Source organism: Kitasatospora sp. NPDC001225 (assembly GCF_053597855.1).
Map to the genome: position 1 here is coordinate 13,936 of NZ_JBSFJC010000029.1, position 26,210 is coordinate 40,145.

The window sequence follows — 26,210 nt, forward strand, 5'->3', positions numbered from 1 at the left end:
GCAAAAGCACGCCCCGAACGCCCGAATTGGCGGCATTCGGGTCTGCGGGGCCGAATTGGCGGCATTCGGCCCTGCGGGAATCCGGTCAGCGCTGCCGGGGGAGTTCGACGCGGAAGGTGGCGCCCTCGCCCGGGGCGGTGTGCAGGGTGAGGGTGCCGCCGTGGGCGCGGGTGAGGGCGGTGGCGATAGCGAGGCCGAGGCCGGCGCCGCCGCCGTTGTCGCGGCTGCGGGAGGCGTCGACCCGGAAGAACCGGTCGAAGACCCGCTGGGCCTGCTCCTCGGTGAGGCCCGGGCCGGAGTCGGCGACCTCCAGCAGGCAGACGCCGCCGGGGCCGGCGCCCACCCCGATCCGGACCGGGGTGCCGGCCGGGGTGTGCTTGACCGCGTTGCCGACCAGGTTGGTGACCACCTGCCGCAGCCGCGCCTCGTCGCCGAGGACGGGCGCCGCGCCGGGCGCGCCGGTGCCAGCCGGACCGGTGAGCGCGACCGGGCGGCTCGGGTCGAGGGCGGTGAGGTCGTGCAGCGCGTCGGCGGCGAGGGTGCGCAGGTCCATCGGGGCGAGGTCGAGCGGGCGCTCCTCGTCCAGCCGGGCGAGCACCAGCAGGTCCTCGACCAGGGCGCCCATCCGGTCGGCCTCGCTCTCGATCCGGGTCATGGTCCGCTTGACGTCGGCCTCGGTGGGCAGCGCGCCCATCCGGTACAGCTCGGCGAAGCCGCGGATGCCGGCCAGCGGGGTGCGCAGCTCGTGCGAGGCGTCCGCGACGAAGCGCCGCATCCGGGCCTCGGACTCGGCGCGGGCCGCGAAGGCCGCCTCGATCTGGGTGAGCATCCCGTTGAGCGCGATCGACAGCCGGCCGACCTCGGTGCCCGGGGAGAGCTCCGGCATCCGGTGCGACAGCTCGCCGGCCGCGATCCGCTCGGCGCCCGCCTCGATCCGGCGCAGCGGCCGCAGCCCGGCGCGCACCGCGAAGAAGCCGAGCGCGGCGATCAGCACCAGGACGCCGCCGCCGATGGCCAGGAAGGAGGTGCTCAGCCTGCCGATGGTGGCGTCGATGTCCTCGCGGGAGACCGCCACCATGACGTAGGTCGGGGTGACCGCGGGCGAGGCGTACGCGCTGGGGTTGGCGGCCTGCCCGCGGGGGGCCTGGAGCGGCAGCACCAGCACCCGCCAGCTGTGCCGGCCCCGCTGGTCGGGCAGGTCGAAGGGGACGTCGGGGGCGGTCCGGGTCGGGTCCAGTCCGGCCAGCTGGGGCGCCGGGTCGCTGTCCGAGACGGGCTGGCGCATCAGCGCCTGGACCTTGCCGTCCGAGGAGAGGTACTGCACCAGGTACTGGCTGGGCAGGCTGACCCGCCGCCCGGCGACCAGGGGCTTCCCGGCGGCCGGCGCGACCACCTGGCTCGGGGGCTTGCGGGAGAGCGGCAGCCCGTACCGCTGGAGCTGTTCGTCCAGCTGCTCCACCAGCTGGGTCCGTACGGCGCCGAGCACGAAGGTGTCGCTGACCGCGAGCCCGGTGGCGACCAGCGCGAACACGAGCACCAGAAGCCGGGCGCGCAGCGACAGCCGGGAGGAGAAGCGGGCGGGCACGAGCGGGTCCGGTCAGCCCTGCGGGGGGCGGCGCAGGGCGTAGCCGATGCCGCGCACGGTGTGGATCAGCTTGGGGCCGTGCGCCGGGCCGGAGTCGAGCTTGCGGCGCAGGTAGGAGATGTACGACTCGACGATGGAGAGGTCCCCGCCGAAGTCGTAGGCCCAGACGTGGTCGAGGATCTGCGACTTGGAGACCACCCGGCCGACGTTGGCCATCAGGTAGTGCAGCAGCTTGAACTCGGTCGGGGAGAGCGAGACCGGGGTGCCGCCCCGGGTGACCTCGTGGGCGACCGGGTCGAGGCTGAGGTCGGCGACGACCAGTCGTCCGTCCTCGGCGGGCCCGCCGGCCCGGCGCAGGATGGCGCGGATCCGGGCGATCAGCTCCTCCAGGCTGAAGGGCTTGGTGACGTAGTCGTCCGCCCCGGCGGCCAGGCCCTGGACCTTGTCGCCGACGCCGTCCTTGGCGGTGAGGAAGAGCACCGGCAGGTGGTCGGCGGGGTGCCCGTGGGCCGGCCCGGCTATCTGCCCGCGGCTGGTGCGCTCGCGCAGCTTCTCGACGACGGTGAAGCCGTCGAGGTCAGGGAGCATCACGTCGAGGACGACCAGGTCCGGGCGCTCGGCGGCGACCAGTTCGAGCGCCTCGGTGCCGGTGGCGGCGGAGGCGACGCGGAAGCCGGAGAAGCGCAGCGAGGCGGAGAGCAGCTCGCGGATGTTGGGCTCGTCGTCCACGACGAGCAGGAACGCCTCGCCCTGGCCGCCGGGCACCGTGGAACCGCCTGGTGTGGTGACAGTGCCTTGCACGGGGCTTTCGCCTCCCGGTCGGACGATGACGTTCAGCATGAGGCTAGCCCCCGGAGGCTATGCGGCATGGATGAATGTTGGATTAACACCTTATCGGTCGGTTTTTGGGCGATCGGCGCACAGGGGTGGGGTCGGTGGTGTGCGCACGGGCGTGGACACGACGGACGGGGCGCGCACGCTGCGTGACGCGCCCCCTCGGCGTGCTGGCTCCCCCTCCGAGCGGGTCGACGGGAGCCGACGGGTGGACACCGCCCGCCGGTCGGCCCGACCCCCGGTCGCGAGCGGCCCCTCGGACGCGACCGGCCCCTCGGGACCGCGGAATCCGTTCGCTTTTCCTCCTGCTATGATTTACAGCGAGGCGCAGGCAGTGCTTTCGAGCAATTGCCCGGCCCGATCATTTCGGTGGTCATAGCGAGAGGGAAACGCCCGGCTCCATTCCGAACCCGGAAGCTAAGCCTTTCAGCGCCGATGGTACTGCAGGGGGGACCCTGTGGGAGAGTAGGACGCCGCCGAATTCTTCTTACGGCCCCTGCCGTGTTTCGAAAGAGACACGGCAGGGGCTTTTTGCGTTTCTCCGGCCGTTCCCCGGCCGTTCCCCGCCTCCAGTGCGGGCGCCGACCCGCCCGCAGCGGCGCGTCCGCCATCCGAGACGCCGAGTCCCGGAAGTGGTGCTTTGCGGGCATCTGAGAGGATGGCGGACATCGAAACAGACTTGCGTCTCGCTACCTGAGACTGCAATATCATGCTATGGACAACACTAGCGGCGTCGGCGTTCTCGACAAGGCCGCTCTGGTGCTCAGCGCACTGGAGTCGGGCCCCGCCACACTGGCGGGGCTGGTCGCCGCCACCGGTCTGGCGCGCCCCACCGCCCACAGACTCGCCGTCGCACTCGAACACCACCGCCTGGTCACCCGCGACATGCAGGGCCGCTTCATCCTCGGCCCCCGCCTGTCCGAACTCTCCGCCGCCGCCGGCGAGGACCGACTGCTCGCCACCGCGGGCCCCGTCCTCACCCACCTGCGCGACGTCACCGGGGAGAGCGCGCAGCTCTACCGCCGCCAGGGCGAGATGCGCATCTGCGTCGCCGCCGCCGAACGACTCTCCGGTCTGCGCGACACCGTCCCCGTCGGCAGCACCCTGCCGATGAAGGCCGGCTCCGCCGCCCAGGTCCTCCTCGCCTGGGAAGAGCCCGAGCGCCTCCACCGAGGCCTCCAGGGCGCCCGCTTCACCGCCACCGCGCTCAGCGGCGTCCGCCGCCGCGGCTGGGCCCAGTCCATCGGGGAGCGCGAGCCGGGCGTCGCGTCCGTCTCCGCCCCCGTCCGCGGGCCGTCCAACCGCGTGGTGGCCGCCGTCTCCGTCTCCGGCCCCATCGAGCGGCTCACCCGCCACCCGGGTCGCCTGCACGCCCAGGCCATCATCGAGGCCGCCAACCGGCTCACCGAGGCCCTCCGCCGCAGCTGACCGCCAGCGGCGCGGCCGAAGAGCAACGGACGGAACGGGCCGCGCCCGAGGAAAGGATCTCCTCGGGCGCGGCCCGTTCCGTCTTCCGGTCCCCCGCCTACGGTTCGACGCCCTACGGTTCGAGGCGGTGCGGGCCCCGGAAGAGGAACGTCGCCTCGCGGATCGACGGCAGGCCGAGCGCCAGCATCAGCAGCCGGCCGAGCCCCAGACCGAGCCCGCCGTGCGGCGGGGTGCCGTAGCGGAAGCAGTCGAGGTACCCGGAGAGCGGGCCGGTGTCCATGCCCTTCTCCCGGGCCTGGGCGACGAGGCGGTCGTACCGGTGCTCGCGCTGGGCGCCGGTGGTGATCTCCACGCCCTTCCACAGCAGGTCGAAGGACTCGGTGACGGTCGGGTCGTCCTCCGGCCGCAGGTGGTAGAACGGCCGCACGGCGGCCGGGAAGCGGGTGACGAAGACGAACTCGTGCCCGGTCTCCTCGGCGATCAGGCCGCACAGCGCCCGCTCGCCTTCGGGGTCGAGGTCCTCCTTGACGCCCTCCGGGTCCCAGCCGGTGGCGCGGAGCCGGGCCAGCGCGTCGGCCATCGTGATCCGGGGGAACGGCAGTTCCGGGACGACGACCCGGGTGCCGAAGTGCTCGGCGATCGCCGCGCCGTGGCGCTCGGCCACCGCGGTCAGGACGCGGTGCAGCATCCGCTCCTCGAAGGCCATCACGTCCTCGACCCCGTCGACCCAGGCGATCTCGACGTCGACCCCGGTGAACTCGGTGGCGTGCCGGGAGGTGAAGGACGGCTCGGCGCGGAACACCGGCCCGATCTCGAAGACCCGGTCGATGCCGCCCGCGATGGCCATCTGCTTGTAGAACTGCGGGGACTGGGCGAGGTAGGCGGTCCGGCCGAAGTAGCCGACCTCGAACACCTCGGCGCCCGACTCGGAGGCCGTCCCCATGAGCTTCGGCGTGTGCAGCTCGGTGAAGCCCTCCTCGGCCGCCACCTCCCGCATCGCCCGCTCGACGGTCGTCTGGACGTCGAAGACCAGCTGCTGGGAGGGCCGCCGGATGTCGAGGAACCGCCAGTCCAGGCGCTGGTCGATCCCGGTCTTCTCGTCGATCGGCAGCTTCGGCTCGGCCGGTGAGACGACCTCCACGCGGGTCGGGACGATCTCCAGACCACCGAGCTTGACCTGCGGGTTGGCGACCACCCGGCCGGTGATCTTCACGGCGGACTCGACCGTCACGCCCTCGAAAGCGGCCTCGATGACGTCGTCCTCCCCACCCCGGAGGTGGGTGACCTGCACGAGACCGGTGTGGTCCCGGACCAGGACGAACTGGATGCGCCGCTGGAGTCGGAGCGTGTTCACCCACCCGTAGACGGTGACCGTCTCCTCCAGGTGCGCGGGCAGCTCGGCGACAAGGGTGCGCGTCATGACAGGGAACTCCCCGGGTTTGCGGGCGCGTTGGTCGCGCCACGTCGACGGGCGGTAAACGGCCGCCCTGGGCGCGTTCACCGTAGAGGATCAAGCCCGTGGGAGTCGCGGGGTTTTCCCTCGTGTCCGGGCGGACGGCGGACGGTGTCCGGGCGGACGACGGCCGGTGTCCGGGCGGACGGCGGACAGGGGTCGGCGGCCCCTGCGCGGTGCGAGGGGCCGCCGGAACGGTGCGGTCACCGTCGGCCGACCGCCTCGTACGGGGAGGAGGCGGTGGCCGTCGCGGTGGGGACCGTCAGTGCAGCTGCGACTGCCAGTCGGCGGGGACCCGGCCGGCCGGGCCCGGGGTGGGCTGGGTGACCGGGTGGGCGGTGGGGGGTGCCAGCGGCGGGCCCTCGTAGTACTCGCCGGTCTCCAGGTTCCAGAACCATTCCTCGCCGGGCTCGAAGCTGACCAGGAACGGGTGGCCGGCCTGGCGCGCGTGCTTCGTCGCGTGCTGGGCGGGGGAGGAGTCGCAGCAGCCGATGTGGCCGCAGGCCGCGCAGCGGCGCAGGTGGAACCACCATCCGCCGCCGGCCAGGCACTCCGCGCAGCCGTCGCCGCTGGGCACCGCGGCGGGGTCGATTCCCGGGATCGGCTCGCCGGTCATAGCTGCCTCCTCGGCTGGGCGGTCCGTCCCCACCAGCCTGGCCCGGCCGTGGCGGCGCTGCCAGTCCGGGGCACCTGACCGTCCGGGCGCCGCAACCTTTCGGCCCGCTCACGGCATCAACCTGGTAGGGGGCGGGCCACGGGAGGGGCGCCGCAGACGGGGCGGACCAGGGCGGCCGGGGACGGGGCGGGGCGGACCGAGTCGGAGGCCGGCCGCCGAATTCCCCCGAATTCATTCGGTACGTATGCGATTCACCTCCCGGGAATCGACCCCGGAGCCTGTTGCAGAGCCGTGACAGCCGCACGCGAAAAACCGTTCGACCGGAGACTTCCAAGGGTTAGCATTCCGGAATGGCATCGAACCTCCCCCCGATATGGAGTTCCTCCGAGAACGCGGACCTCCAGCCGTCCCGCAAGGCCCCGCTCCGGCTGGCCCGCCTCGGTGCGACCTTCCTGGGGGTGAGCGTCGTGTCCGGTGTGCTGCTGGCAGGCCTCGTCCTACCCGTCGCCGGCGGCATCGGGCTGACGGCCAAGAGCACGGCGGAGGGGTTCGAGGACGTCCCGTCCGACTTCAAGACCCCGCCGCTCACCCAGGCGACCCAGATCTTCGACGCCAAGGGCGGCCTGATCGCCAAGGTCTACGAGCGCGACCGCACCGTCATCACCGCCGAGCAGATGTCGCCGTTCATGCGCCAGGCCCAGGTCGACATCGAGGACGCCCGCTTCTACGAGCACGGCGCCGTCGACCTCAAGGGCGTCCTCCGCGCGATCAGCAAGAACGCCGAGAGCGGCACCGCCTCCCAGGGCGCCTCCACGCTGACCCAGCAGTACGTCAAGAACGTCAACGTCGAGCAGGCGGGCGACGACCGGGACGCCGTCCTGGAGGCCCAGCGCAAGACCCTGGGCCGCAAGATCCAGGAGCTCAAGGTCGCGATCAAGCTGGAGGAGGAGGTGCCGAAGGAGCAGATCCTCACCAACTACCTCAACATCACGTACTACGGGAACGGCGCCTACGGGGTCGAGGCCGCCTCCCAGCGCTACTTCAGCAAGAGCAACAAGGACCTCACCGTCGCCGAGGCGGCGACGCTCGCCGGGCTGGTGCAGAACCCGTCGCAGTACGACCCGAAGCTGCACCCGCAGGCCGCGCAGAACCGCCGCGACACCGTCATCGACAAGATGCTGGAGAACAAGCACATCACCGCCGAGCAGGCGAAGGAGGCGAAGGCCGCCCCGCTCGGCCTGAACTACAAGGCGCCGCAGAACGGCTGCATCACCGCCCAGGCCGGCATGGGCTTCTTCTGCGACTACGTGCGCCACGTGGTCAAGCAGGACCCGGCCTTCGGCCAGAGCTCCGACGAGCGCAAGAAGTTCTGGAACCAGGGCGGCCTGAACATCTACACCACGCTGGACCCGGAGAAGCAGGCCGCCGCCCAGAACGCGGTGAGCAGCAACGTCCGGGTCACGGACAGCGTCTCCGCCGCCGCCTCCATGGTCGAACCCGGCACCGGCAAGATCCTCGCCATGGCCCAGACCCGCCCGTACGGCCTGGACACCAACCAGAACCAGACCGTCGTCAACCTCAACGTCGACGCGGCGATGGGCGGCGGCAACGGCTTCCAGCCCGGCTCCACCTTCAAGCCGGTCGTCGCGGCCGCGGCCCTGGAGGCGGGCCTGCCGGCGACCCAGGAGTACTCGTCCCCGAACAAGCTCGAGTACCCGACGATGAAGACCTGCGAGGGCACCTGGAAGAACGAGGCCCGGCCCAGGACGGTGGTGCCCAACGAGTCCGCGAGCGAGAAGGGCCCGTACCAGCTGAAGATGGCGATGGCCCTCTCGGTCAACACCTACTTCATCCAGATGGAGCAGGAGATCGGCCTCTGCGCGGTCAAGCAGATGGCCAACAAGCTCGGCATCACCACCAAGGCCAGCGGCAAGCCCCTGGAGGAGGTCCCCGCGATGGCCCTGGGCGTCGAGGAGATGAGCCCTCTGACCATGGCCAACGTCTACGCGACCTTCGCCGCCCAGGGCACCCACTGCGCCCCCGTCGCCATCAACCGGATCACCACCGTGGAGGGCAAGGACGTCCCCGTCCCGTCCTCCCAGTGCGAGAAGGCGTTCTCCGACTCGACGGCACGGGCGCTGAACACCGTCCTGAACGGCGTCACCGAGAACAACGGCACCGGCGCGGCGCTCAGCCTGGACGACAACCGGCAGATCGCGGGCAAGACCGGCACCTCGGACCGCAAGCGGGCCGCCTGGTTCAACGGCTACACCCCCCAACTCGCCACCGCCGTCTGGATCGGCGGCCCCCAGGGCGGCGTCGAGATGCGCAACATCACCATCAACGGGAAGTACCGCGCCGAGGTGTTCGGCGCCGACGGCCCCGGCCCGATCTGGCGGGACGCCATGAACCAGGCCCTGCGCGGCACCCCCAAGCAGTCCCTGCCGATGGCCGACATCCCCGACCCGGCCCCCCGGACCGACCCGAACAAGACCCCGTCCGGCACCGGCACCGGCACCCCCGGGGGCCAGGCGACCGCCCCGGCGGGCCCGGCGACCACCGAGAACGACCAGCAGCCCTGACGCCCCGTTCCCCGCGCGTCGCCTCGCACGTCGCCCCGTCGAGCACCGGCTCGGCGGGGCGGCGTCGTTCTCTCCCCCCTGTGCGGTGCCGGAAATTGAGCGGTGTGACTTTCTTGTCATGGCTATGGTGGCCCGATGGCATCGATCAAGCAGTTCCAGGTCACCTTCGACTGCGCGGAGCCCGAGCGCGTCGGCCGCTTCTGGTGCGAGGCCCTGGGGTACGTCCCGCCGTCCACGCCGGAGGGGTTCGACACCTGGGACGACTACCAGCGCTCGCTGCCGCCCGAGAAGCGGGGCTCGTGGTTCGCCGCCAGTGACCCCACGGGTGCCGGCCCGCGCATGTACTTCCAGCGCGTCCCCGAAGGCAAGGTCGTCAAGAACCGGGTGCACCTCGACGTACGGGCCGGCACCGGCCTGGTCGGCGCGGAGCGCGTCGCGGCCCTGGAGGCCGAGTGCGCCCGACTGGTAGCCCTCGGCGCGACCCGCGTCCAGCTGCTGGTCGCCGACGAGGAGAACGAGTCGTGCCTCTCGATGCAGGACGTCGAGGGCAACGAGTTCTGCCTCGACTGAGCACCGCCTGAACACCGCCGGGGTTCCCCAACCTCCCGCGCGGGAAACGGACAAAGATCATTCACGTTCCCGCATAGACACAGCGCCGAGGGTTCAGAGCTCACTCACCGTGGCGTGCCCACCAGTTGGCGAGCAGCTCGGCGTGGGCGAGCGCGATGTCGCGCCAGGCCTTGAACGCCGGCAGACGCTCGCTCGCGGTGAAGTCCGTGCCGAGGTACTTCCCGTGGTCGTCGTAGCCCATCGCTCCGACGACCTGGTTGTCGAACATCCAGAAGTCGGGCGTTCCTTGCGGGGAGCGAGGAGCCGCCGGGTAGGGCTACCGGCGCAGGAAGTCGGAACGGCCGACTTCCTGCGCCGAGTCGGGGTGGGGGTGGGGGTTCAGTCGGCGTTGGGGAAGGCGGCGCGCAGGGCGGGGGTGCGGGTGAGGACGGCGACGGCGAGGAGGGCGAGGGCGGAGAGGCCCTGGAGGACGGCGTACCAGGGCGGGCAGAGGCCGGGGATGAGGTCCACGGCGATGATGGCGATCGGCATCACGGTGGAGAGGGTGCGGACGCGGTCGAAGGCCTTGGCGGAGCCGTCGGCGGCGCGGGTGGCCAGCCGGTGGAGGTACGGGGCGACGGCGAGGAAGATGACGCCGCGGATCCACATGAACGGGGTCGTCGGGTGGCCGATGGACGCCATCACGGCGACCGTGCCGAGGACGATGGCACCGGCTAGGCCGAAGAGCGTGATGCACTTCTTCACCGTGGTGAAGGTGGACTGGTGGGCCGTGGGCGCCATGGTTCTTTCCCCTCCGTGTCGTTGTGGGAACGACGCTACGGAGCGGACGCGCGGCCGAGTATGGGTCCAGCCCCACAAGGGGGTGGGTCCAGCCCCACTCATGAAGCGGGCAGTGGACCCGGGTTGGTGATGACTCCGGTCCAGCAGCCGTCTTGGTCGGCCTCCTGCCAGGTGACCCCGAGTGTGCGGTGGGTGAGCTCCTCGGCCTTGCGGTGCATGGCCGTCTGCGCGATCACGGGCTCGCAGGAGGGCGCGGGTTCGTCGAGTCCCCCGTCGGCAATGCCGCCCGGTCCGGTGAAGTAGACGGCGTACCGCCACCGGTTCGGGGTCCGGTACAGGACGAGCATCGCCGGAGTGCCAAGTCTGCGCCAGTACGGCTCCCGCTTTCCCATGCCGGAACCGTAGCGGCACCGGCAGGAGGGGCCGCCGGGGCGGAGGCGGTGCGTAGGAAGTCGGGCCGGCCGACTTCCTACGCAGGGTCTTATCGAGTTCTTGCCGGGAACCGGCAGGGGACCGGGCGGGATCTTGCGGGGTCCGGGCGGCGCGGGGCGGGGGCTGGTCTGAATAGTGTGATCGTCAGTGGACGTGAGCGAACGTCCGTGATGTGGGGGGGTGGGGGCATGACTCCACTGGGCTTGAGCGTGGCCACCTGGTGGTGGATCGTCGCGCTGACGACGGTGCTGTTCTGGGCGATGGCGATACCGCCGCAGGTGACCCGGCAGTACCGGATCATGGTGGCCCTGGCGCCGCTGGTCGGAGCGCTCTTCCTGGTCGGGCGCTCCCACATGAACGGGACGACCTCGGCCGGCGCTCTGTCGATGTACGCGCTGGCGATGCTGTCGCTGACGCTGGGAACGGCCGGGCACCTCGGACGTATGGCGCGCCTGCAGCTGGCGGCCGACGAGGCGGGCGACAGGAACGAAGTGCCGCTCACCTGGGGCTTCATGGTGCAGTTCTTCCTGTGCGTGACCGCGGGCTTCGTGGTGTATTTCGTGATCCAGCCGTAGGCACGGGAGAGGGACGGACCGCACCCCGGCCTGGATCGGGGGTCATCCGGCCCGGGACGCCGAACTGGTCGACGGCGGAGTGGAGTTCGCGGTGGCAGGGTCGGGCCCCGACCACTTTTGAAGCACGCCGGCGGCCCCTTGCGGAGGAGCAAGGGGCCGCCGGAACGGTTCGCTAGGCGGTGGTGGTCACCAGGTGGTCGAACTCGCCCGCCTGAGTGCCCTGGAGGAACGCGGCGAAGTTGCGGGCGGTGGTGCGGACGATGACGTCGCCCTCGTCGGACTCCCGGAGTTCGATCACACCAGCATCGGCTCGCACCTCAACACAGTCTGCGTTCGAGCCCGAGAAACTGGACTTCTGCCACAAGAGGCTACTCATGGTTGCCACGACCTATCCGCGGTGGTTGCTGGTGAACAAGGGGCCACGCCGCCGGAAGAGTTCGCTAGGCGCCGACGGTTACCAGGTGGTCGAACTCGCCCGCCTTCGCGCCCTGGAGGAAGGCCGCGAACTTGGGGGCGATGGTGCGGACGATGACCTCGCCCTCGTCGGACTCGCGGAGTTCGATCACACCACCAGCGGTACGAACCTCAACGCATTCGGAGTTGGCAGCCGAGTAGCTGGACTTCTGCCAAGTGGAGTCAGACATATTTACTTTCCATATCCTTCTTGATGGATCGGATGAACTCCCGAGACTCCTCCTGCGAGAGAGCCGCCGAATCGAGCCGGTCGAGCCGGGACCGGAACTGGGCGATGTGGGCCGGCGCATCGAAGAGCACACTGTCGAGGCCTGAGTCCATCTGCACGGTGTCAAGCTCAGGGATCTGGCCTTCAACGTACGTGAAGTTTTCCTGGTTGACCGGAAGAGTATCCACATCGAACAGGACGACTCGGAGTGAGATGGTCGACCGTTCGGAGTCCTCGATGAGGCCGCCAAGCTGCTCGGCTTGGACCTTGGGGCCGCTGAACTGCATACGCAGCGCCGCCTCATGGATGAAGGCCGAGTACGGAATCTCACCGGAGCGGACCACGTTCTGCCGATGCATACGGAAGGCGGCCCTCAGGTCAACCTCATGCTGGGGAAGAGGCGGGAACCCTCGGGCGAAGACCGCAGAAGCGTAATCAGTGGTTTGGAGTAGCCCGGGAATGAAGGCCATGGTGTAGGTGGAGAGCGCGTAAGCACGACTCTCCATCTCGGCCATCTCAAGGAATTCCTGCGAGAGACGACCCCGGTACTCCTCCCACCAGCCTCCCTTGTCGCGGTCCGTGATGATGTCCGCGAGCGCGTCGATCAGGGGCTCGTTGACGCACATGCACAACGCCGCGATCGTGCGCAGGCGTTCGACGCTGATGCCGGTCTTGCCGCTCTCCATCTGCGTCACGTGGGCGGGGTTGATGCCCAGTGCGCGGGCGAGCTGGCTGCCGCCGAGGCCGGCCTGTTCCCGCATCCTGCGAAGTTCGGCACCCAACCGCAACTGGCGAAGCGTCGGGTTCGATCGAAGGGCCATGGGTCCAGTCTGCCAGCCCCGTTCGGGGGAACTTCGCGTGGATCGCCACAAATCTGTGGCGCCTCACGCTATCGTCACCCTCAGAACGATCCCATGGATCGTCAGACACGCCTTGGTTCAGGGCAGTAGGCGCCTGCTGCCCTCCGGCCGAAGAGCGGCCACGCCCTGGTCCGGCTCGCGGCTCTCCCCCTCCACACCCATACCTCTCGGAGGTTCCCGTGTGCACCTTGAACACCCCCTCCCTCACCCTCACCCGGCAGGCCCTGCGGAGCGCCCTGACCCGCGCCTCCTGGGACACCGAGACCATCTTCAACGCCGAACTCGCCCTCGGCGAACTCATCGTCAACGCGTGGCGGCACGCCGGTACCGCCTCGCCCGTCGTCTACTTCTCCCTCGACGTCGACACCCTCCGGGTCTGCGTCGCGGACGAGAGCGCCCTGCTCCCCCAGGAGAAGCCCCTGTCCCTGCTCGCCGAGTCCGGCCGGGGCCTCCAGCTCGTCGCCGGGCTCACCCACCGCTGGGGCGTCGACCCCCAGGAGCGCGGCAAGACGGTCTGGTACGAGCTGGACTCCGCCGCGTGACCCGCGAACCGATCGCCCCCGACGACCCCCGGATGCGGAACTTCGCCGCCCCGCACATCACCGGCCTGCTCGGGGAGTTGCACCGTCGGGGCCTCCCGTACGGGCTGCTCTGGGGCTCGGCCTCGGCGGGCGAGACGATCCTCGACGGGCGTCTCCTGGTCGACTTCGGCAACGCGCCCGTGAGCACCCTCGTCAACCTCCTCCACCTGCTGCGGGACCTGGACCGGGAGGCGGCGTGGGAGCGGTGAGCCTCCTCGAACCGCGCTGAACACATGCGAAGGCCCTCGCCCACCGAAGGGGCGAGGGCCTCCCGGCGTCCGTCGGCTCCGGGTCAGCCGCCGGACGGGTTCCTGGGGGTGCCGCCACCGGCACCGCCGCCGAAGCCACCACCACCACCACCACCGAATCCGCCGGCGGCGCCTTCGACCAGCTGGCTGGCGGTGTAGCCACCGTTGGCGTCGGGGGTGCCGACGACCGTCACGCTCTGGCCGGGCTGCAGGTCCCCGACCTTGCCCTCCTTGTTGAGCTGGACCTTCGTCGCGTCGCCGGTGGTGACCTTGATGGTGTTGCCGTTGGTGTCGGTCAGGTAGACGGTGTTGCCGTCGACGGCCTTGACCGTGCCCCGGGCGAAGCCGGCCTGCCCGCCCTGCCCCTGCCCGCCCTGCCCAGCGCCCTGCCCAGCGCCCTGGCCCCCACGGCGGGAGCCGCCCTGCCCCTGCCCGTAGCCACCTCCCTGAGCAGCAGCGGCGGCAGCCGGCCGGGCGGAGGACTTCCCGCCGCCCGTCGGCCCATTGTTCTGCTGGTACCAGACCCCGCCCGCGAACGCCCCGGTGGCGATCACGCCGCCCGCCAGCAGCAGGCTGAGCCAGGGCAGCTTCCGCCGCGGCGGCGCGGCCAGTTCGGCGCTCACGTCCCGCGCGTCCGGCGGGGTGGCGAGGAGGGCGACCTGCTCGGCCGGGGTTCCGGGCCCGACGGTGGCGATCTCTTTGCTCATGACAGTGGAGTCCTACTCGTGCCGGAGGGCGTCGATCGGCCGCAGCGAGGCGGCCCGGTTGGCGGGGTAGCTGCCGAAGAACAGCCCGATGGCGACGGCGATGGCGAAGGCGCCGAGCACCGATTCGGGGATCACCACGGGTTTGATGCCGACGATGCTGAAGTGCGAACCGGCGATTCCGGCGGCCACGCCCAACCCCGCGCCGATCACCGAGAGCAGCGTCGACTCGGTGAGGAACTGCCCGAGGATCACCGCCCGCGGGGCGCCGAGCGCCTTGCGGATGCCGATCTCCCTGGTCCGCTCGGTGACCGTCACCAGCATGATGTTGGTGATCCCGATCCCGCCGACCAGCAGCGAGATCGCGGCCACCGCGCCGAGCAGCACGGTGAAGGTCTTCGTCGTGCTCTCCCTCGCGGTGAGCAGGGAGGCCTGGCTGGTGATCCGGAAGTCCGCCTTGGCGGGGTCGGCGATCGCGTGCGTGCCGAGCAGGACGCGGGTGATCTCGGACTGGGCGGCCGTGGTGCTGTCCGCGTTCGCGGCCTGGACCAGGATCTGGTTGACGGAGCCGAAGCCGGTGAAGGCGTTCTGCACCGTCGGCAGCGGGGCGATGACGACGTCGTCCGGGTCGGTGAAGCCGCTGCCGCCCTTGGCCTGGAGCACGCCGACCACGGTGAACGGCGTGCCGCCCAGCACCACGGACTTGCCGACCGGGTTCTCGGTGTCGAACAGCTGTTTGGCCGTCGTCGCGCCAAGCACCGCGACCTTGCGCGAGTCGAGCACGTCGTCGTCGGTGAAGTACTCGCCGTGCGCGACCTTCTGGTTGGCGGTCTCGAAGTACGACGGGTAGGTGCCGACGATCGAGCCGGGGCTGTACGAGATGTTCCCGTACAGCGCGGTGCCGCTGGTGGTGACCACCGGGGCGACCGACCTGATCGCCCCCGCGTCGGTGTCGCTCGCCAGCGCCTTGGCGTCGGCGACCGTCAGCTTCTTCACCGAGGAGGTGGCCCGGGAGCCGCCGTTGGCCGAACCGGAGCTGACCGTCAGGGAGTTGGTGCCGAGCGAGGTGATCGAGTCCTTCACCGCCACCGACGAGCCGTTGCCGACCGCCAGCAGCAGGATCACCGAGGCCACGCCGATCAGCACGCCGAGCATGGTGAGCGCCGAGCGCACCTTGTTGGCGGCCAGGCCGCCGACCGCGAAGCGGAGCGTCTGCCAGAGGATCACGCCGGCACCTCCGCGCCCGCCACGCCCGCCGGGCCCGCCGCGAGCTCCGCGTAGGCCGCGTCCAGGAAGGGCGGCGGCCCCTCCACGGGCGCCTGCCGCAGATCGCTCACGATCTGCCCGTCGACCAGTCGCAGCACCCGCTTGGCGTGCCGGGCGACCTCGTCCTCGTGGGTGATCAGCACGACCGTGCGGCCGGTGGCGTTGAGCCCGTCGATCAGGGCCAGCACCTCCTCCGTCGAGCGGCTGTCGAGGTTGCCGGTCGGCTCGTCGGCGAGCAGCATCGCGGGCGCCGTCACCAGCGCCCGCGCCACCGCGACGCGCTGCTGCTGGCCGCCGGAGAGCTCGTTGGGCTTGTGGCCGGCCCGCTCGGCGAGCCCGACCAGCGACAGCGCGGCCATCGCCCGGCGGCGCCGCTCGGCGGTCCGGACGCCCGCGTAGGCGAGCGGCAGCTCGACCTGGGCGAGGGCGGTGGTGCGGGGCACCAGGTTGAAGGACTGGAAGACGAAGCCGATCTTGCGGTTGCGCACCAGTGCGAGCTGCTGCTCGTCCAGGTGGCCGACGTCGGTGCCGTCGAGGAGGTAGCGGCCGGCGGTCGGGACGTCCAGGCAGCCGAGGATGTTCATCAGGGTGGACTTGCCGGAGCCGGAGCTGCCCATCACGGCGACGAAGTCGCCCTGTTCGATGTCCAGGCTGACGCCCCGCGGCGCACCGGTCTCCGGGTCGGAGGGGCCGCGCAGCGCGTGCACGGTGGCGTCGCCGTGCCCGTACGCCTTGGTGAGGCCGCGGATGCGGATCACCGGGACGGGGTGCGCGGGGACGCGCTTGTCGATGACGTGACGCATGCTCACGAGTCAGCCCTTGCCGCCGCGACCGGCCCCGGCACCGGCGCCGCCACCGCCGGCACCGCCGCCCGGGAAGACCCCGCCGCCGGCCCCGCCCCGGTTGCCGCCGAGGCCCGGGAAGGAGGCGTTCGGGAAGCCGTTCCCGCCGCTGGTGGTGGGGAGTTCGACCTTGTCGCCCTCCTTCAGCCCGGAGACCACCTGCACCGTGCTGTCGCCCTCGACCCCGACCCCGACGGTGACCCGCTCGGAGGCGCCGTCCGGCTGCACCAGGGTCGCGGTGCGCGAGGTGCCGGTGCCGGACAGCGCGGAGGTGGGCAGCGAGAGCGCGTTGTCGGCCTCGCCGGTGATCACCTGGACGGTGGCGCTGAGGCCGGTGCGCAGCGTGCTGGTGTCGCCGGTGATCTGCAGCGTGGCCGCGTACTGGACGGCGGCGGAGCCGGCCGCGCCGCCGGAGCCGCTGCCGGTGGGCAGCGAACTGACCGACAGGACGGTCGCGTTGAGCTTGGTGTCGGACTGCGCGTTCAGGGTGACGGTGGCCGCCTCGCCCTTCTTCAGCTTGAGCGAGTCGAGCTCGGAGAAGTTCGCGGTGACCTGCATCCCGGTCGGGTTGGTGAGCACGATGAAGCCGCTCGGGGCGGCCGCCGAACCCGTGCCGGTCCCGGTGGACTTGCCGGTGGAGGACGAGGCGGAGGCGCCGGAGCCGGTGGCCCCGACGGTGTCGCCGACCTTGCCGGAGACCGAGGCGACCGTGCCGTCCACCGAGGCGGTCAGGGTGGTGCCGGTCAGCGCCGCCTGGGCGTTGGCCAGGTTGGTCTGCGCGGTGGCGACCTGCTGCTGGGCCTGGGCCACGGCCGCGTCGTCGACCTTGGTGGTGGTGACGGTGGTGGTCTGCGGGGCGGGCGTACTGCTCCCGCCCGCCCCGCGTCCACCGCTGCCGGCCCCGCCGCCGGGGGTGGCGGCGGAGGTGGCGCCCGGCAGCTGCTCGGTGGTCGTGGTGGTGACCCCGGCCTGGGCCTTGGTGAGGTTGGCCTGGGCCGTGGTGAGCGCGGCCTGGGCCGCGTCCACCTGCTGCTGGGCCGCCGTGGTGTCGACGGTGGCGAGCACCTGGCCCTTCTGCACGGCGTCCCCGACCGAGACCTTCACCGCGGTGAGCTTCCCGCCGGTGGTGAAGTCCTGGGCGGCGTCGGTCGGTGAGACCAGGGTGCCGGTTCCGGACACGGTGGCCAGGACGGTGCCCTTGGACACCGTGGCGGTACGGGCCGCGGGCTTCGCGGAAGCCGGGCCCGAGCTGCCGCTGACCGTGGCGTACACCAGGGCGGCGCCGCCCAGCAGGGCCACGCCGAGCGCGGAGTTGACGAGGACGGCGCCTCGCCGCCGTGGGAGCACCTTCATGGCGGACAGCTTCCCGGCGGGCTCTTGCGTCGTGCTGGGCGGCAGCTGGGAGAAGCCTGACCGGCCGGATCCGGGCATTGCGGACAGAACGCCCGTCCCGCGCGGGCGCCTTGGCCGTCCCGTGGGCGGCCGTTGGGCCAACTCCCAGCGGGCTCCCAGCGATCTCCAGCCATCCGGGAGGGCGTTCTGAGGACGTTCTCACGGAGGCGCGAGGAGCTGCCGGGAGCTTCGGGGAAGCGCGCAGCGCCACGCGGCACCCGCGCGGAAACGCCGCAGGGGCGCGCCGGAGGACCGACGCGCCCCTGCGGGCCCCGAGGGAAGAGTCAGAGCGACTTGCGGAAGGCCTCCGCCACCGCCAGGAAGATCGAGTTGCCCTCGGCCTCGCCGATCGACACCCGCACGCCCTCCGGGAACGGCCGCACGATCACACCGGCCTCGGCGCACGCGGCGGCGAACTCCTGCGAGCGGTCGCCGAGCCAGAGCCAGACGAAGTTGGCCTGCGAGTCCGGGATCTCCCAGCCCTGGGCGCACAGCCCGGCCACCACCCGGGTGCGCTCCTCGACCAGCGCCTCCACCCGCTCCAGCAGCGCCTCCTCCGCGCGCAGCGAGGCGACGGCCGCGTCCTGGGCGAGCCGGCTCACGCCGAACGGGGTGGCGACCTTGCGCAGCGCGGCCGCCACCGGCTCGTGCGCGATCGCGAAGCCGACCCGCAGGCCCGCCAGGCCGTACGCCTTGGAGAAGGTGCGCAGCACGCAGACGTTCGGGCGGTCCCGGTAGAGGTCGATGCCGTTGGGCACCTCGGGGTCGCGGATGAACTCGATGTAGGCCTCGTCGACCACGACCAGGACGTCGGCCGGGACGGCGTCCAGGAAGCGCTCCAGCTCGGCGCGGTGGATCACGTTGCCGGTGGGGTTGTTGGGGTTGCAGACGAAGACCAGCCGGGTGTTCGGGGTGATCGCGGCGAGCATCGCGTCCAGGTCGTGGTCGCCGTTCGCCTTGAGCGGCACCGGGACGGGGGTGGCCCCGGCGACGGTGGCGACGATCGGGTACGCCTCGAAGGAGCGCCAGGCGAAGATCACCTCGTCGCCCGGGCCGGCCGTGACGAGCACCAGCGACTGGGCGATGCCGACCGAGCCGGTGCCGGTGGCGATGTGCTCGGCGGGCACCCCGAAGCGCTCGGCCAGCACCGAGGTCAGCTCGGTGACGCCCATGTCGGGGTAGCGGTTGAACGAGCCGGCCGCCTTGACCGCCGTCTCCAGCACGCCGGGCAGCGGCTCGTAGGGGTTCTCGTTCGAGGACAGCTTGTAGGCGTCGGCGCCGGCCGGCTTGCCGGGCTTGTACGTGGGGATGCCGTCGAGGGTCGGCCGCAGCCGCGGGCCCTGCGCTGACGTACCACTGCTCACGGTCGTACTCCGTTTCCAGTTGCGGAACTCTCCGGTGCGCTCGCCCGCCACGGACGGGGTCGCCGCCGTGCCCGGGACCTCGTGACGCGTCCGGACCACCCCGGTCGGGTGCCTTGCACGATACCGACCGCCCTCACCCGTAGGAGTGAGATGCCCGGTCGGGTTACAGGCGCAGATCAGCCATTCTGCCCGGTTCCTTTGGCACATGTCAGAGGTAAGAGGCCTGGTTTCAGGCGGGTATCGAAGGGGCGCACCCCGGCTCACTCGTGGAGAAACGTATCTTTGCGGGCTCCCGATGCGCCGGTCACAGACCCTTGTCAGGAGCCATACGATCGGTCCGCCATGACAGCAGCAGCCAACCAGAGCGGTCGGCGTCCCACCACCTCACGGCGTCTGGAGCGGGCCGGCATCCGGGATGTGGCAGCAGCCGCCGGAGTGTCGATCACCACTGTCTCCGATGCGCTGAACGGGAAGGGCCGCCTGCCCGACGAGACCCGCAGCCGGGTGCGCGAGGTCGCCGAGCGCCTCGGCTACCGCCCCTCCGCGGCCGCCCGCACCCTGCGCACCGGACGGTCCGGCCTGATCGGCCTGACCGTCACGACCTACGGTGAAGAGCCGTTCACCTTCACCGAGTTCGCGTACTTCGCCGAGATGGCCCGGGCCGCCACCAGCGCCGCCCTCGGCCGCGGCTACGCGCTGGTGGTGCTGCCCGCCTCCTCCCGCCACGACGTCTGGGGCAACATCGCCCTGGACGGCACCGTGGTCATCGACCCGCCCGACCAGGACCCCCTGGTGAGCGAGCTGTACCGGTCCGGCGTCCCGGTGGTCAGCGACGGCAAGCCCGGCAACTGCCCGGTCACCGCCTGGGTCGACAACGACCACGAGGCCGCCGTGCTCGGCATCCTCGACCACCTCTCCGAGGCCGGCGCCCGCCGCATCGGCCTGCTCACCGGCACCAGCACCGACACCTACACCCGGCTCTCCACCGAGGCCTACCTCGGCTGGTGCGCCAAGGTCGGCCAGGAGCCGGTGTACGAGACCTACCCGGCGCACGACCCGGCCGCCGGCGCCGTCGCCGCCGACCGGCTGCTCGCCCGGCCCGACCGGCCGGACGCCGTCTACGGGCTGTTCGACCCCAACGGCACCGACCTGCTGGCCGCCGCCCGCCGGTACGGCCTGCGGGTGCCGGACGACCTGCTGCTGGTCTGCTGCAGCGAGAGCGACGTCTACGCGACCACCGAACCGCCGATCACCACGCTCTCGCTCAAGCCGCGCAAGATCGGCACCACCGTGGTCAACCTGCTCATCGACGCGATCGAGGGCGTGGACTCCGGGACGGGCGTCGACATCGCCCGGCTCTTCCCGCCCCGGTTCCGCACCGCCGGCACCGGGCCGCCGCCGGGCACCCTGATGCCGACCGAACTGATCGTCCGCGCGTCCTCCCAGCGCCGGAGTCCGCGCACCACCGTCAGCCCGCCCCGGTCGCCTGGCGAGGTTTAGACCACCGCGCCGCGGCGGCCCCGGGACCGGGCCGCCGCGCCCGGGCAGAGCTGACGAGACCGTACCGAGCCGGGACAAAACGGACCTTGTGGGGCCGCCCGGCTGACGCTCCGGAGGATTGGATACCCACCAGGTGACGACGCCGGGAGAGTGGTCTTCCTATGATGGGCGAATGACACCCGAGGACCGCTTCCCCGGGCCTGAGCACCCCCACTCAGGCCCCCGCCACCAGCCGGACCTCGACGTGCTGCCGTACGGCACCTATTACGAACCCGATCCCTCCACCGGCTACCCCGCGGCCCCGTACGACGGGGAGACCCACGACGGGGAGACCTACAGCGGCTACGGCGGAGCCCGCTACCTGGAGCAGCACTGGCCCGCCGACGGCCAGGGCCACACCGTGCACGCCCAGGGGATCGGCATGGACCACAGCCCGGCCTTCGCGCAGCAGGGACAGGGCGGCTACGAGAACGGACCGGGGTACGAGGGGGGCCAGGAGCAGGGCGGGTACGACGGTCAGGAGCGGAGCGGGTACGAGGGCGGCCAGGAGCAGGGCGGCTACGAAGGCCAGGACCAGGGCGGCTACGAACCCACCCTGCCCGACCAGCCCTCCCCGGCGCTCCAGCTCGCCGGCCGCGACGACCCGCCGACCATCGAGCTCGGCCCGCCGCTGCCCGACCCCGCCGCGCCGACCTACCCGTACCCGGCCCCCGGCCCCGGCGAGCCCCCCGGCCCGGTCTACGTCGTCGGCGACGTCCACGGCTACCTGGAGGAGCTGCGCGCCGAGCTGCGCCACCAGGGCCTGATCGACGCCGACGGCCACTGGTCCGCCGGCCGCGCCCGGATCTGGTTCCTCGGCGACTTCACCGACCGCGGCCCCGACGGCATCGGCGTCATCGACCTGGTCATGCAGCTGGCCGCCGAGGCCGCCGCGGCCGGCGGCTACTGCCGCGCCCTGATGGGCAACCACGAGCTGCTCTTCCTCGGCGCCGCCAAGTACGGCGACGAGCCCGTCCAGTCCACCGCCGGCACCGCCTCCTTCCTCGCCGCCTGGCGGCTCAACGGCGGCCAGCAGAACGACCTGGACCGCCTGGAGGCGCACCACATCAGCTGGCTCTCCCGGCTCCCCGCCATGGCGGTGGAGGACGGCCACCTGCTGCTGCACTCCGACACCACCGCGTACCTGGAGTACGGCGAGTCCATCCCCGACGTCAACGACGCGGTGCACAGCCTGCTCGCCGACGGCAGCGTGGACGAGTGGTGGGACTGCTTCCGCCGCTTCACCAAGCGGTTCGCCTTCCGCGGCGAAGCCGGGCCGCTGGCCGTCCACGAGCTGCTGGACACCTACGGCGGCAGCCGGATCGTGCACGGGCACAGCCCGATCCCGTACCTCACCGGCGCGGTGCACAACGACGACGGCCAGCCGCCGCACATCCCCGGGCCGTACGTGTACGCGGACGACCTCGCGGTGGCGATGGACGGCGGCGTCACCATGGAGGGACGGCTGCTGGTCGCCCGGCTGCCCATCGGCTGACCGCCCGGCCGCCTGCCACCCGACCGCCCGGCCGTACGCCAACTGACGCCAGGCATAGAACAGTTGTTCCCGGCGCCCGAACCGTCGCACGCGCGCGTCCGGGGGCGCGAAATTCCGGAAACCGACTGTCAGCCCGGGCGTGCCCGCCCCTACCATGAGGCACACCACACCCGGCCGCCCGTCCGGCGGCCCGCCTCCGCGCCCGTTTCGGCGTCCTGAGGGCCGTGCGCCCCCGGGGCCGAGCGAACGGGGTCCGCACGAACGGGGTCCCCATGACCAACCCCCCGCCCCTGCTCGCCGAGGACCGCCCGGAGTACGAGCGCCTCCTCACGGAAGCCCTGCGCGACCGCACCGTCCTCACCGCCCTGCGCGCACCCGGCGCGCTCGCCACCGCCGAACTGCGCCTCCGCGCCCTGCGCGACGCCGACCGCGTCAACGCCGCGGCCGCCACCGAGTACGCCCACTACACCCGGCTGCGCGAGGCCCTGCACAGCACGCCCCCGCCACCGCCCGGCGGCGAACCCGCCAACCCCGGGCTGCTCACCCAGCTGCGCACCGGCGGCGGCGGAGGCGGACCGTTCCCCGTCCTCACCGTGCTCACCCCGATCCTGGCCTGGGCCGCCGCCCTGTTCCTGCTGCTGATCGGCTACCTGCTGCGCGCCGCCGAGCCGGGCCTCGCCCTCGCCGGCTCCCTGGTCACGGCCGGCTGGGTGGCGCTCGCCGCCGGGGTCGCCGCGATGGCCATCGGCATCATCGGGCTGCTGCTCACCGCCCTGCGCGACGGCGCCGCCGCCGCCCCGGCCGGCACCGACCCGGAGCTCGCCGCCGAACTCGGCGACGCCCACGGCGAATGGCGCACCGCGCTGCGCGAGCGCGGACTCCTCCCGTACCTGCTCGACGCGCTGCCGCCGGTGCCGGACCCGGCGACCCGACCCGGCGTCAGCCGCCCCGACGGCACCGGTCCCGACTTCAGCAGCCCGGACTTCACCGGCCCCGGCTACAGCTCACCCTCGTTCACCAGCCCCGGCGCCGAAGGACTGACCGACCGCGAGGGCCGCGTCCCCCGCCCGGCCAGCTTCACCCCACCCGACTTCACCGGCCCCGGGTACACCCCACCCGACTTCACCGGACCCGACGAGGTCCGCTGAACCCTCCGCTCCCCGGCCGGCGCCCCCGGACCGGGGGACATCCCCACCCCCGGTCCGGGGGCGGCCACCATCGTCCCGGGCCCCGCTGCCCGCCAGGCTGGAACCCACGAGTGGAGCACGACCCGGGGGAGACCAGCGATGCGCACCGGACCCGTCCGACCGGCCCGAACCGGACCGGCCCTGCTGCTGGTCACCGCCCTGCTGACGGCCCTGCTGGGGCTGCTCCCCGGCGTCGGAGCCGAAGCAGCCGCAGCCGAGGCGGCGGGCGACGCGCCCGCGGCGGGCGATCCGGTCCCCAGCCCGGTCGACTTCACCGGCGCCGGCGGCACCGTCCTGCACGGCCTGCTGCTGGCCGCGCCCGGCGCGAAGGCCGGCGCCCCCGGCCCCGGGCTGGTCATGCTCCCCGGGGCCGGCCCGGGCCCGCTCGCCGAGCTGCGGGCCGCCGCCGAGTCGTACGCGCGGCACGGCGTCACCGTCCTCGTCTTCGACAAGCGCACCGACGGCTACTCGACGACCCACCGGGACTACGGGCAGCTGGCCGACGACGCCCTGGCCGCCGTCCGGCTGCTGCGCGCCCGGCCGGAGGTCGCCCCGGACCGGGTCGGCCTGTGGGGCCTGTCCGAGGGCGCCTGGGTGGCCTCGCTCGCCGCCACCCGCACCACCGAGGCGGCGTACCTGGTCACCGTCGGGGCCGTCGGCCTCACCCCGGCCCGCCAGCAGGCCTGGGCGTACCGGGGCTACCTGCGCCACGCCGGCGTCTCCGGCTCGCTGGTCACCGCGCTCTCGGACACCTCCGTCCGCCTGCTCTCGGCGGCCGGGCTCTTCCCGGAGGCCGACTACGACCCGGTACCGGTGTGGGAGCGGGTCCGGCAGCCCGTCCTGGCCGAGTGGGGCACGCTCGACCGCGAGGCCGCCCCCGAGGAGAGCGCGACGATCATCCGCCGGGCCCTCGACCGCGGCGGCAACACCCACTACACGCTGCGGACCGTCCCCGACGTCCGGCACAACCTGCACCTGACCCGGGACGACGGCTACGACCGGCCCGACCTGCTCCCCGCCGACTACGCAGGGACCGAGTCCGCCTGGATCCAGCGGCTCGCCACCGGCCTCCCCGCCGCCTCCGCCGACCCGGCCCCGCACCAGGACACCCGCAGCCTCGCGCTCGACCCGCTCCCCTGGTACGAGTCCACCTGGTTCGAGGTCGTCGCCACCCTGCTCTGCCTGACCGGCTTCGCGGGCTACGCGCTGAGCGGCGCCGTCCGCCGCCTGCGCCACCGGCCGCGCCCGGCCGCCCTGCCCCGGGCCGCCCGCTGGGCCGCCCTCGCCGGAACGGCCGCCCTCCTGGGCGCCCTCGGCTACCTGCTCTTCCTGATGCTCACCGCCGCGATGTTCCCCGGCCCGGTCCTGTTCGGCCGCCCGGTGGTCTGGCTGGCCGTCCAGCTGCTCGCGCTGTTCGCCCTCGGGGCGGCCGCCGTCGCCGCGGCCGGTGCCCGGCGGGAGCGGGCCGCCCTGGCCGCCGCCTCCCTGGCCGACCGGGCGCGGCTGGGCGCCCTGCTGCTGGCCGGGCTGGTGTTCCTGCCCTGGGCCCTGTCCTGGGGACTGCTGCTGCCCTGACCCCCCGCCAGCGGGGCAACGGCCCGCTCCCTCGCCCGGGGGAGCGGGTTCGGCCCGGATGAGGACGCCCCGGCCGGCCCGCTCCGGGAGGGTCGGAGCCGGTGGCGGACGGACCGCGTCCGCCCGGGTCGGGAGGCGGAACCATGGGCGCACGGACGATCGCGGCACGACTGCACGGCACCCCCGCACCGGGCGTGCCCCGCTGGGCGGTCCGCACCGGGTACGCGATCACCCTGGCCGTCCTCCCCTCCTGCCTCTGGCGGATCGGCGGCTTCATCGTCGGCCTGCCGCTGCTCGACCACGGCCCGACACCACCGGAGCGGGACCCCGCCCCGTTCGACGGAGGCTGGGCGTACATCCTCGCGCTCAGCGTGGTCAGCGAGGCGCTGGCCCTCCTCTGCTTCGGCCTGGTCGCCCGCTGGGGCGAGGTGTGGCCGGGGTCGTCACCCACGGCTGGCAGACCGTCGTGTTCTGGATCGGCTACCTGCCGCCGGCCGCCTGGGGTCCGCTCCTCGCCGTGCTCACCGTGCACTACTACCGTCGGCGCAGGGCGAGTTGAACCGCTTCGGGGCGGGCGCGGTCAGTCCGTCGCCGGCGCGCGGAGCGGCGCGCCCCCGGGCCGCTCCGCGACGACGTCCGTCGCCGCCCGGACGAAGGCGCGGACCCGGGCGGTGGTGTTGCTCTCCAGCCAGACCGGGCCGCGCTCGATCGGGGGCGCGTCGTGGATCGGCACGTACGCGACGTCCGGGCGCGGGTAGTAGCGGCGGGAGTGCTCGCCGACCGGGAGGACGCCGCGGCCCATCGCGACCAGGCTGAGCAGTTCGGAGAAGGTGCCGCCGGACGGGCCCTTGGGCACCGGACGGCCGGACGGGGTGCGGTCGGGGGTGCGGTCGCGCTTGAAGCCCGCCGAGGTGACGGCCGGGTACTGCACCACCGGGTGGTCGGCGAGCACCTCGACCGACACCGACCGCTCCGCGGCCAGCGGGTGCCCGGCCGCCACCGCGAGGACCCGCCGCTCGGTCAGCAGCACCGGGCCGCGGGCCATGCCGTCGAACGGGTAGGAGGCGATCAGGACGTCGACCGAGCCGTCCTCCAGGCTCGACCGGGAGTTGGAGAGCTGCACCTCGCGCACGTCCACCCGGCAGTCCGGGTACCGCTCGCCGAACAGCGCGGCCGCCTTGAGCAGCACGGGCGCCGTCCACTCCCCGAGGAACGCCACCCGGAGCTCCCCGGTGACGCCCCGGGCGGCGTCCTCCGCCCGGCGCAGCGCCGCCTCCGTCGCCGCCGCCACCGGCACCAGGTCCTCGGCCAACTGCCGCCCCACCGCGGTGAGTCGGACCGACCGGCTGGTGCGGTCGAACAGCTGCGCGCCGATCCGGCGCTCCAGTTTCCGCACCACCTGGCTGACCCGCCCCGTGGTCAGGTGCAGCCGCTCGGCGGTCCGCCCGAAGTGCAGCTCCTCGGCGAGCGCGAGGACGACCTCGATCTCCAGCCGCTCCAGCATCCCGGCCCCGCCCGCCCCTCGATCGTTGAATGCGGCTCAACGATCGTACGACGATCACGCGTTGATCAGGCCTCCGGCCAGGAGGATCGTGGAACCCGTCCCCAGCAGTCGCACCC

26 protein-coding genes, 1 rRNA gene and 1 pseudogene are annotated in these 26,210 nt (G+C 72.6%); 12 read left to right on the forward strand and 16 right to left on the reverse strand.

Going from position 1 to position 26,210, the window contains the following annotated elements:
* Positions 1 to 85: 85 nt before the first annotated feature.
* Both ACWDCZ_RS12715 and ACWDCZ_RS12720 read right to left on the reverse strand, forming a co-directional pair.
* Positions 86 to 1,585, reverse strand: coding sequence for a sensor histidine kinase (locus ACWDCZ_RS12715; RefSeq protein WP_117488840.1), 1,500 nt, complete (start codon positions 1,583 to 1,585; stop codon positions 86 to 88).
* 12 nt (positions 1,586 to 1,597) lie between these two features.
* Positions 1,598 to 2,386 (reverse strand): response regulator transcription factor, encoded by a 789-nt coding sequence (locus ACWDCZ_RS12720; RefSeq protein WP_304414264.1) that lies wholly within the window; start codon positions 2,384 to 2,386, stop codon positions 1,598 to 1,600.
* Positions 2,387 to 2,784: 398 nt separating this feature from the next.
* On the opposite strand from ACWDCZ_RS12720, the gene rrf reads away from it, so the two are divergent.
* Together rrf and ACWDCZ_RS12730 are read left to right on the forward strand one after the other, a co-directional pair.
* A 5S ribosomal RNA gene (rrf, locus tag ACWDCZ_RS12725) occupies positions 2,785 to 2,901 on the forward strand.
* A 232-nt stretch (positions 2,902 to 3,133) separates the two neighbouring features.
* Positions 3,134 to 3,847, forward strand: coding sequence for an IclR family transcriptional regulator (locus ACWDCZ_RS12730; protein WP_030246527.1), 714 nt, complete (start codon positions 3,134 to 3,136; stop codon positions 3,845 to 3,847).
* Positions 3,848 to 3,959: 112 nt separating this feature from the next.
* Here ACWDCZ_RS12730 and aspS read toward each other — a convergent pair whose 3' ends face one another.
* Positions 3,960 to 5,267 carry an aspartate--tRNA(Asn) ligase gene (gene aspS, locus ACWDCZ_RS12735; protein ID WP_380782366.1) on the reverse strand — a complete coding sequence of 436 codons (1,308 nt, stop codon included), beginning with the start codon at positions 5,265 to 5,267 and terminating at the stop codon, positions 3,960 to 3,962.
* A 295-nt stretch (positions 5,268 to 5,562) separates the two neighbouring features.
* On the reverse strand, positions 5,563 to 5,916 hold the full coding sequence (locus ACWDCZ_RS12740) for a UBP-type zinc finger domain-containing protein (protein ID WP_449815955.1): 354 nt from the start codon (positions 5,914 to 5,916) through the stop codon (positions 5,563 to 5,565).
* Positions 5,917 to 6,266: 350 nt separating this feature from the next.
* Here ACWDCZ_RS12740 and ACWDCZ_RS12745 point away from each other — a divergent pair, with 350 nt between their 5' ends.
* A complete protein-coding gene (locus ACWDCZ_RS12745; RefSeq protein WP_449815956.1) occupies positions 6,267 to 8,498 on the forward strand; it encodes a transglycosylase domain-containing protein in 2,232 nt (743 codons plus the stop codon).
* Between the two features lie 135 nt (positions 8,499 to 8,633).
* Positions 8,634 to 9,068 (forward strand): VOC family protein, encoded by a 435-nt coding sequence (locus ACWDCZ_RS12750; RefSeq protein ID WP_074001997.1) that lies wholly within the window; start codon positions 8,634 to 8,636, stop codon positions 9,066 to 9,068.
* Between the two features lie 100 nt (positions 9,069 to 9,168).
* Here the strand turns inward: ACWDCZ_RS12750 and ACWDCZ_RS12755 are convergent.
* From ACWDCZ_RS12755 to ACWDCZ_RS12765, 3 genes and pseudogenes are all read right to left on the reverse strand, one after another.
* Positions 9,169 to 9,354 (reverse strand): annotated as a pseudogene (locus tag ACWDCZ_RS12755) (DUF6879 family protein); the annotation flags it as partial.
* 92 nt (positions 9,355 to 9,446) lie between these two features.
* Positions 9,447 to 9,848, reverse strand: coding sequence for a hypothetical protein (locus ACWDCZ_RS12760; RefSeq protein ID WP_117488834.1), 402 nt, complete (start codon positions 9,846 to 9,848; stop codon positions 9,447 to 9,449).
* Positions 9,849 to 9,946: 98 nt separating this feature from the next.
* Positions 9,947 to 10,240: a hypothetical protein gene (locus ACWDCZ_RS12765; RefSeq protein ID WP_449815957.1), complete on the reverse strand. Its 294-nt coding sequence runs from the start codon at positions 10,238 to 10,240 to the stop codon at positions 9,947 to 9,949.
* Between the two features lie 228 nt (positions 10,241 to 10,468).
* On the opposite strand from ACWDCZ_RS12765, the gene ACWDCZ_RS12770 reads away from it, so the two are divergent.
* Positions 10,469 to 10,855 (forward strand): hypothetical protein, encoded by a 387-nt coding sequence (locus ACWDCZ_RS12770; RefSeq protein ID WP_449815958.1) that lies wholly within the window; start codon positions 10,469 to 10,471, stop codon positions 10,853 to 10,855.
* Positions 10,856 to 11,027: 172 nt separating this feature from the next.
* Here the strand turns inward: ACWDCZ_RS12770 and ACWDCZ_RS12775 are convergent, their stop codons facing one another.
* The 3 genes from ACWDCZ_RS12775 to ACWDCZ_RS12785 all read right to left on the reverse strand — a co-directional run bounded on the left by ACWDCZ_RS12775 (position 11,028) and on the right by ACWDCZ_RS12785 (position 12,358).
* On the reverse strand, positions 11,028 to 11,231 hold the full coding sequence (locus tag ACWDCZ_RS12775) for a DUF397 domain-containing protein (protein WP_449815959.1): 204 nt from the start codon (positions 11,229 to 11,231) through the stop codon (positions 11,028 to 11,030).
* 64 nt (positions 11,232 to 11,295) lie between these two features.
* Positions 11,296 to 11,499 carry a DUF397 domain-containing protein gene (locus tag ACWDCZ_RS12780; protein ID WP_117488828.1) on the reverse strand — a complete coding sequence of 68 codons (204 nt, stop codon included), beginning with the start codon at positions 11,497 to 11,499 and terminating at the stop codon, positions 11,296 to 11,298.
* Positions 11,492 to 12,358: a helix-turn-helix domain-containing protein gene (locus ACWDCZ_RS12785; protein WP_449815960.1), complete on the reverse strand. Its 867-nt coding sequence runs from the start codon at positions 12,356 to 12,358 to the stop codon at positions 11,492 to 11,494. Before ACWDCZ_RS12785 ends, ACWDCZ_RS12780 begins: the two co-directional genes overlap by 8 nt.
* 227 nt (positions 12,359 to 12,585) lie before the next feature.
* Here ACWDCZ_RS12785 and ACWDCZ_RS12790 point away from each other — a divergent pair, with 227 nt between their 5' ends.
* Together ACWDCZ_RS12790 and ACWDCZ_RS12795 are read left to right on the forward strand one after the other, a co-directional pair.
* Positions 12,586 to 12,939, forward strand: a complete 354-nt coding sequence (locus ACWDCZ_RS12790) for an ATP-binding protein (RefSeq protein ID WP_380743920.1) — start codon at positions 12,586 to 12,588, stop codon at positions 12,937 to 12,939.
* Complete coding sequence (locus tag ACWDCZ_RS12795; protein WP_049651245.1) at positions 12,936 to 13,187, forward strand: hypothetical protein; 252 nt, start codon at positions 12,936 to 12,938, stop codon at positions 13,185 to 13,187. The genes ACWDCZ_RS12790 and ACWDCZ_RS12795 overlap by 4 nt, the downstream gene beginning before the upstream one ends.
* Positions 13,188 to 13,270: 83 nt before the next feature.
* Here the strand turns inward: ACWDCZ_RS12795 and ACWDCZ_RS12800 are convergent, their stop codons facing one another.
* The 5 genes from ACWDCZ_RS12800 to hisC form a co-directional block, all read right to left on the reverse strand.
* Complete coding sequence (locus ACWDCZ_RS12800) at positions 13,271 to 13,933, reverse strand: DUF5666 domain-containing protein (RefSeq protein ID WP_449815961.1); 663 nt, start codon at positions 13,931 to 13,933, stop codon at positions 13,271 to 13,273.
* A 12-nt stretch (positions 13,934 to 13,945) separates the two neighbouring features.
* Complete coding sequence (locus tag ACWDCZ_RS12805) at positions 13,946 to 15,157, reverse strand: ABC transporter permease (RefSeq protein ID WP_380781635.1); 1,212 nt, start codon at positions 15,155 to 15,157, stop codon at positions 13,946 to 13,948.
* Positions 15,154 to 15,999, reverse strand: coding sequence for an ABC transporter ATP-binding protein (locus tag ACWDCZ_RS12810; RefSeq protein ID WP_449815982.1), 846 nt, complete (start codon positions 15,997 to 15,999; stop codon positions 15,154 to 15,156). Before ACWDCZ_RS12810 ends, ACWDCZ_RS12805 begins: the two co-directional genes overlap by 4 nt.
* A 9-nt stretch (positions 16,000 to 16,008) precedes the next feature.
* Positions 16,009 to 17,391 carry an efflux RND transporter periplasmic adaptor subunit gene (locus tag ACWDCZ_RS12815; RefSeq protein ID WP_449815962.1) on the reverse strand — a complete coding sequence of 461 codons (1,383 nt, stop codon included), beginning with the start codon at positions 17,389 to 17,391 and terminating at the stop codon, positions 16,009 to 16,011.
* A 323-nt stretch (positions 17,392 to 17,714) separates the two neighbouring features.
* Positions 17,715 to 18,794 (reverse strand): histidinol-phosphate transaminase, encoded by a 1,080-nt coding sequence (hisC, locus tag ACWDCZ_RS12820; RefSeq protein WP_449815963.1) that lies wholly within the window; start codon positions 18,792 to 18,794, stop codon positions 17,715 to 17,717.
* A gap of 342 nt (positions 18,795 to 19,136) precedes the next feature.
* Between hisC and ACWDCZ_RS12825 the strand changes: the two genes are divergently transcribed.
* The 5 genes from ACWDCZ_RS12825 (at position 19,137) to ACWDCZ_RS12845 (ending at position 25,149) form a co-directional block, all read left to right on the forward strand.
* A complete protein-coding gene (locus ACWDCZ_RS12825; protein ID WP_074001983.1) occupies positions 19,137 to 20,294 on the forward strand; it encodes a LacI family DNA-binding transcriptional regulator in 1,158 nt (385 codons plus the stop codon).
* Positions 20,295 to 20,715: 421 nt separating this feature from the next.
* Positions 20,716 to 21,828: a metallophosphoesterase gene (locus ACWDCZ_RS12830; protein WP_380777913.1), complete on the forward strand. Its 1,113-nt coding sequence runs from the start codon at positions 20,716 to 20,718 to the stop codon at positions 21,826 to 21,828.
* A 272-nt stretch (positions 21,829 to 22,100) separates the two neighbouring features.
* Complete coding sequence (locus ACWDCZ_RS12835; RefSeq protein ID WP_449815964.1) at positions 22,101 to 22,976, forward strand: hypothetical protein; 876 nt, start codon at positions 22,101 to 22,103, stop codon at positions 22,974 to 22,976.
* A gap of 138 nt (positions 22,977 to 23,114) precedes the next feature.
* Positions 23,115 to 24,590, forward strand: a complete 1,476-nt coding sequence (locus tag ACWDCZ_RS12840; RefSeq protein ID WP_449815965.1) for an alpha/beta hydrolase family protein — start codon at positions 23,115 to 23,117, stop codon at positions 24,588 to 24,590.
* 430 nt (positions 24,591 to 25,020) lie between these two features.
* Positions 25,021 to 25,149: a hypothetical protein gene (locus tag ACWDCZ_RS12845; protein WP_388048459.1), complete on the forward strand. Its 129-nt coding sequence runs from the start codon at positions 25,021 to 25,023 to the stop codon at positions 25,147 to 25,149.
* A 21-nt stretch (positions 25,150 to 25,170) separates the two neighbouring features.
* Here the strand turns inward: ACWDCZ_RS12845 and ACWDCZ_RS12850 are convergent, their stop codons facing one another.
* Positions 25,171 to 26,094: a LysR family transcriptional regulator gene (locus tag ACWDCZ_RS12850; RefSeq protein WP_449815966.1), complete on the reverse strand. Its 924-nt coding sequence runs from the start codon at positions 26,092 to 26,094 to the stop codon at positions 25,171 to 25,173.
* Positions 26,095 to 26,210 lie beyond the last annotated feature (116 nt).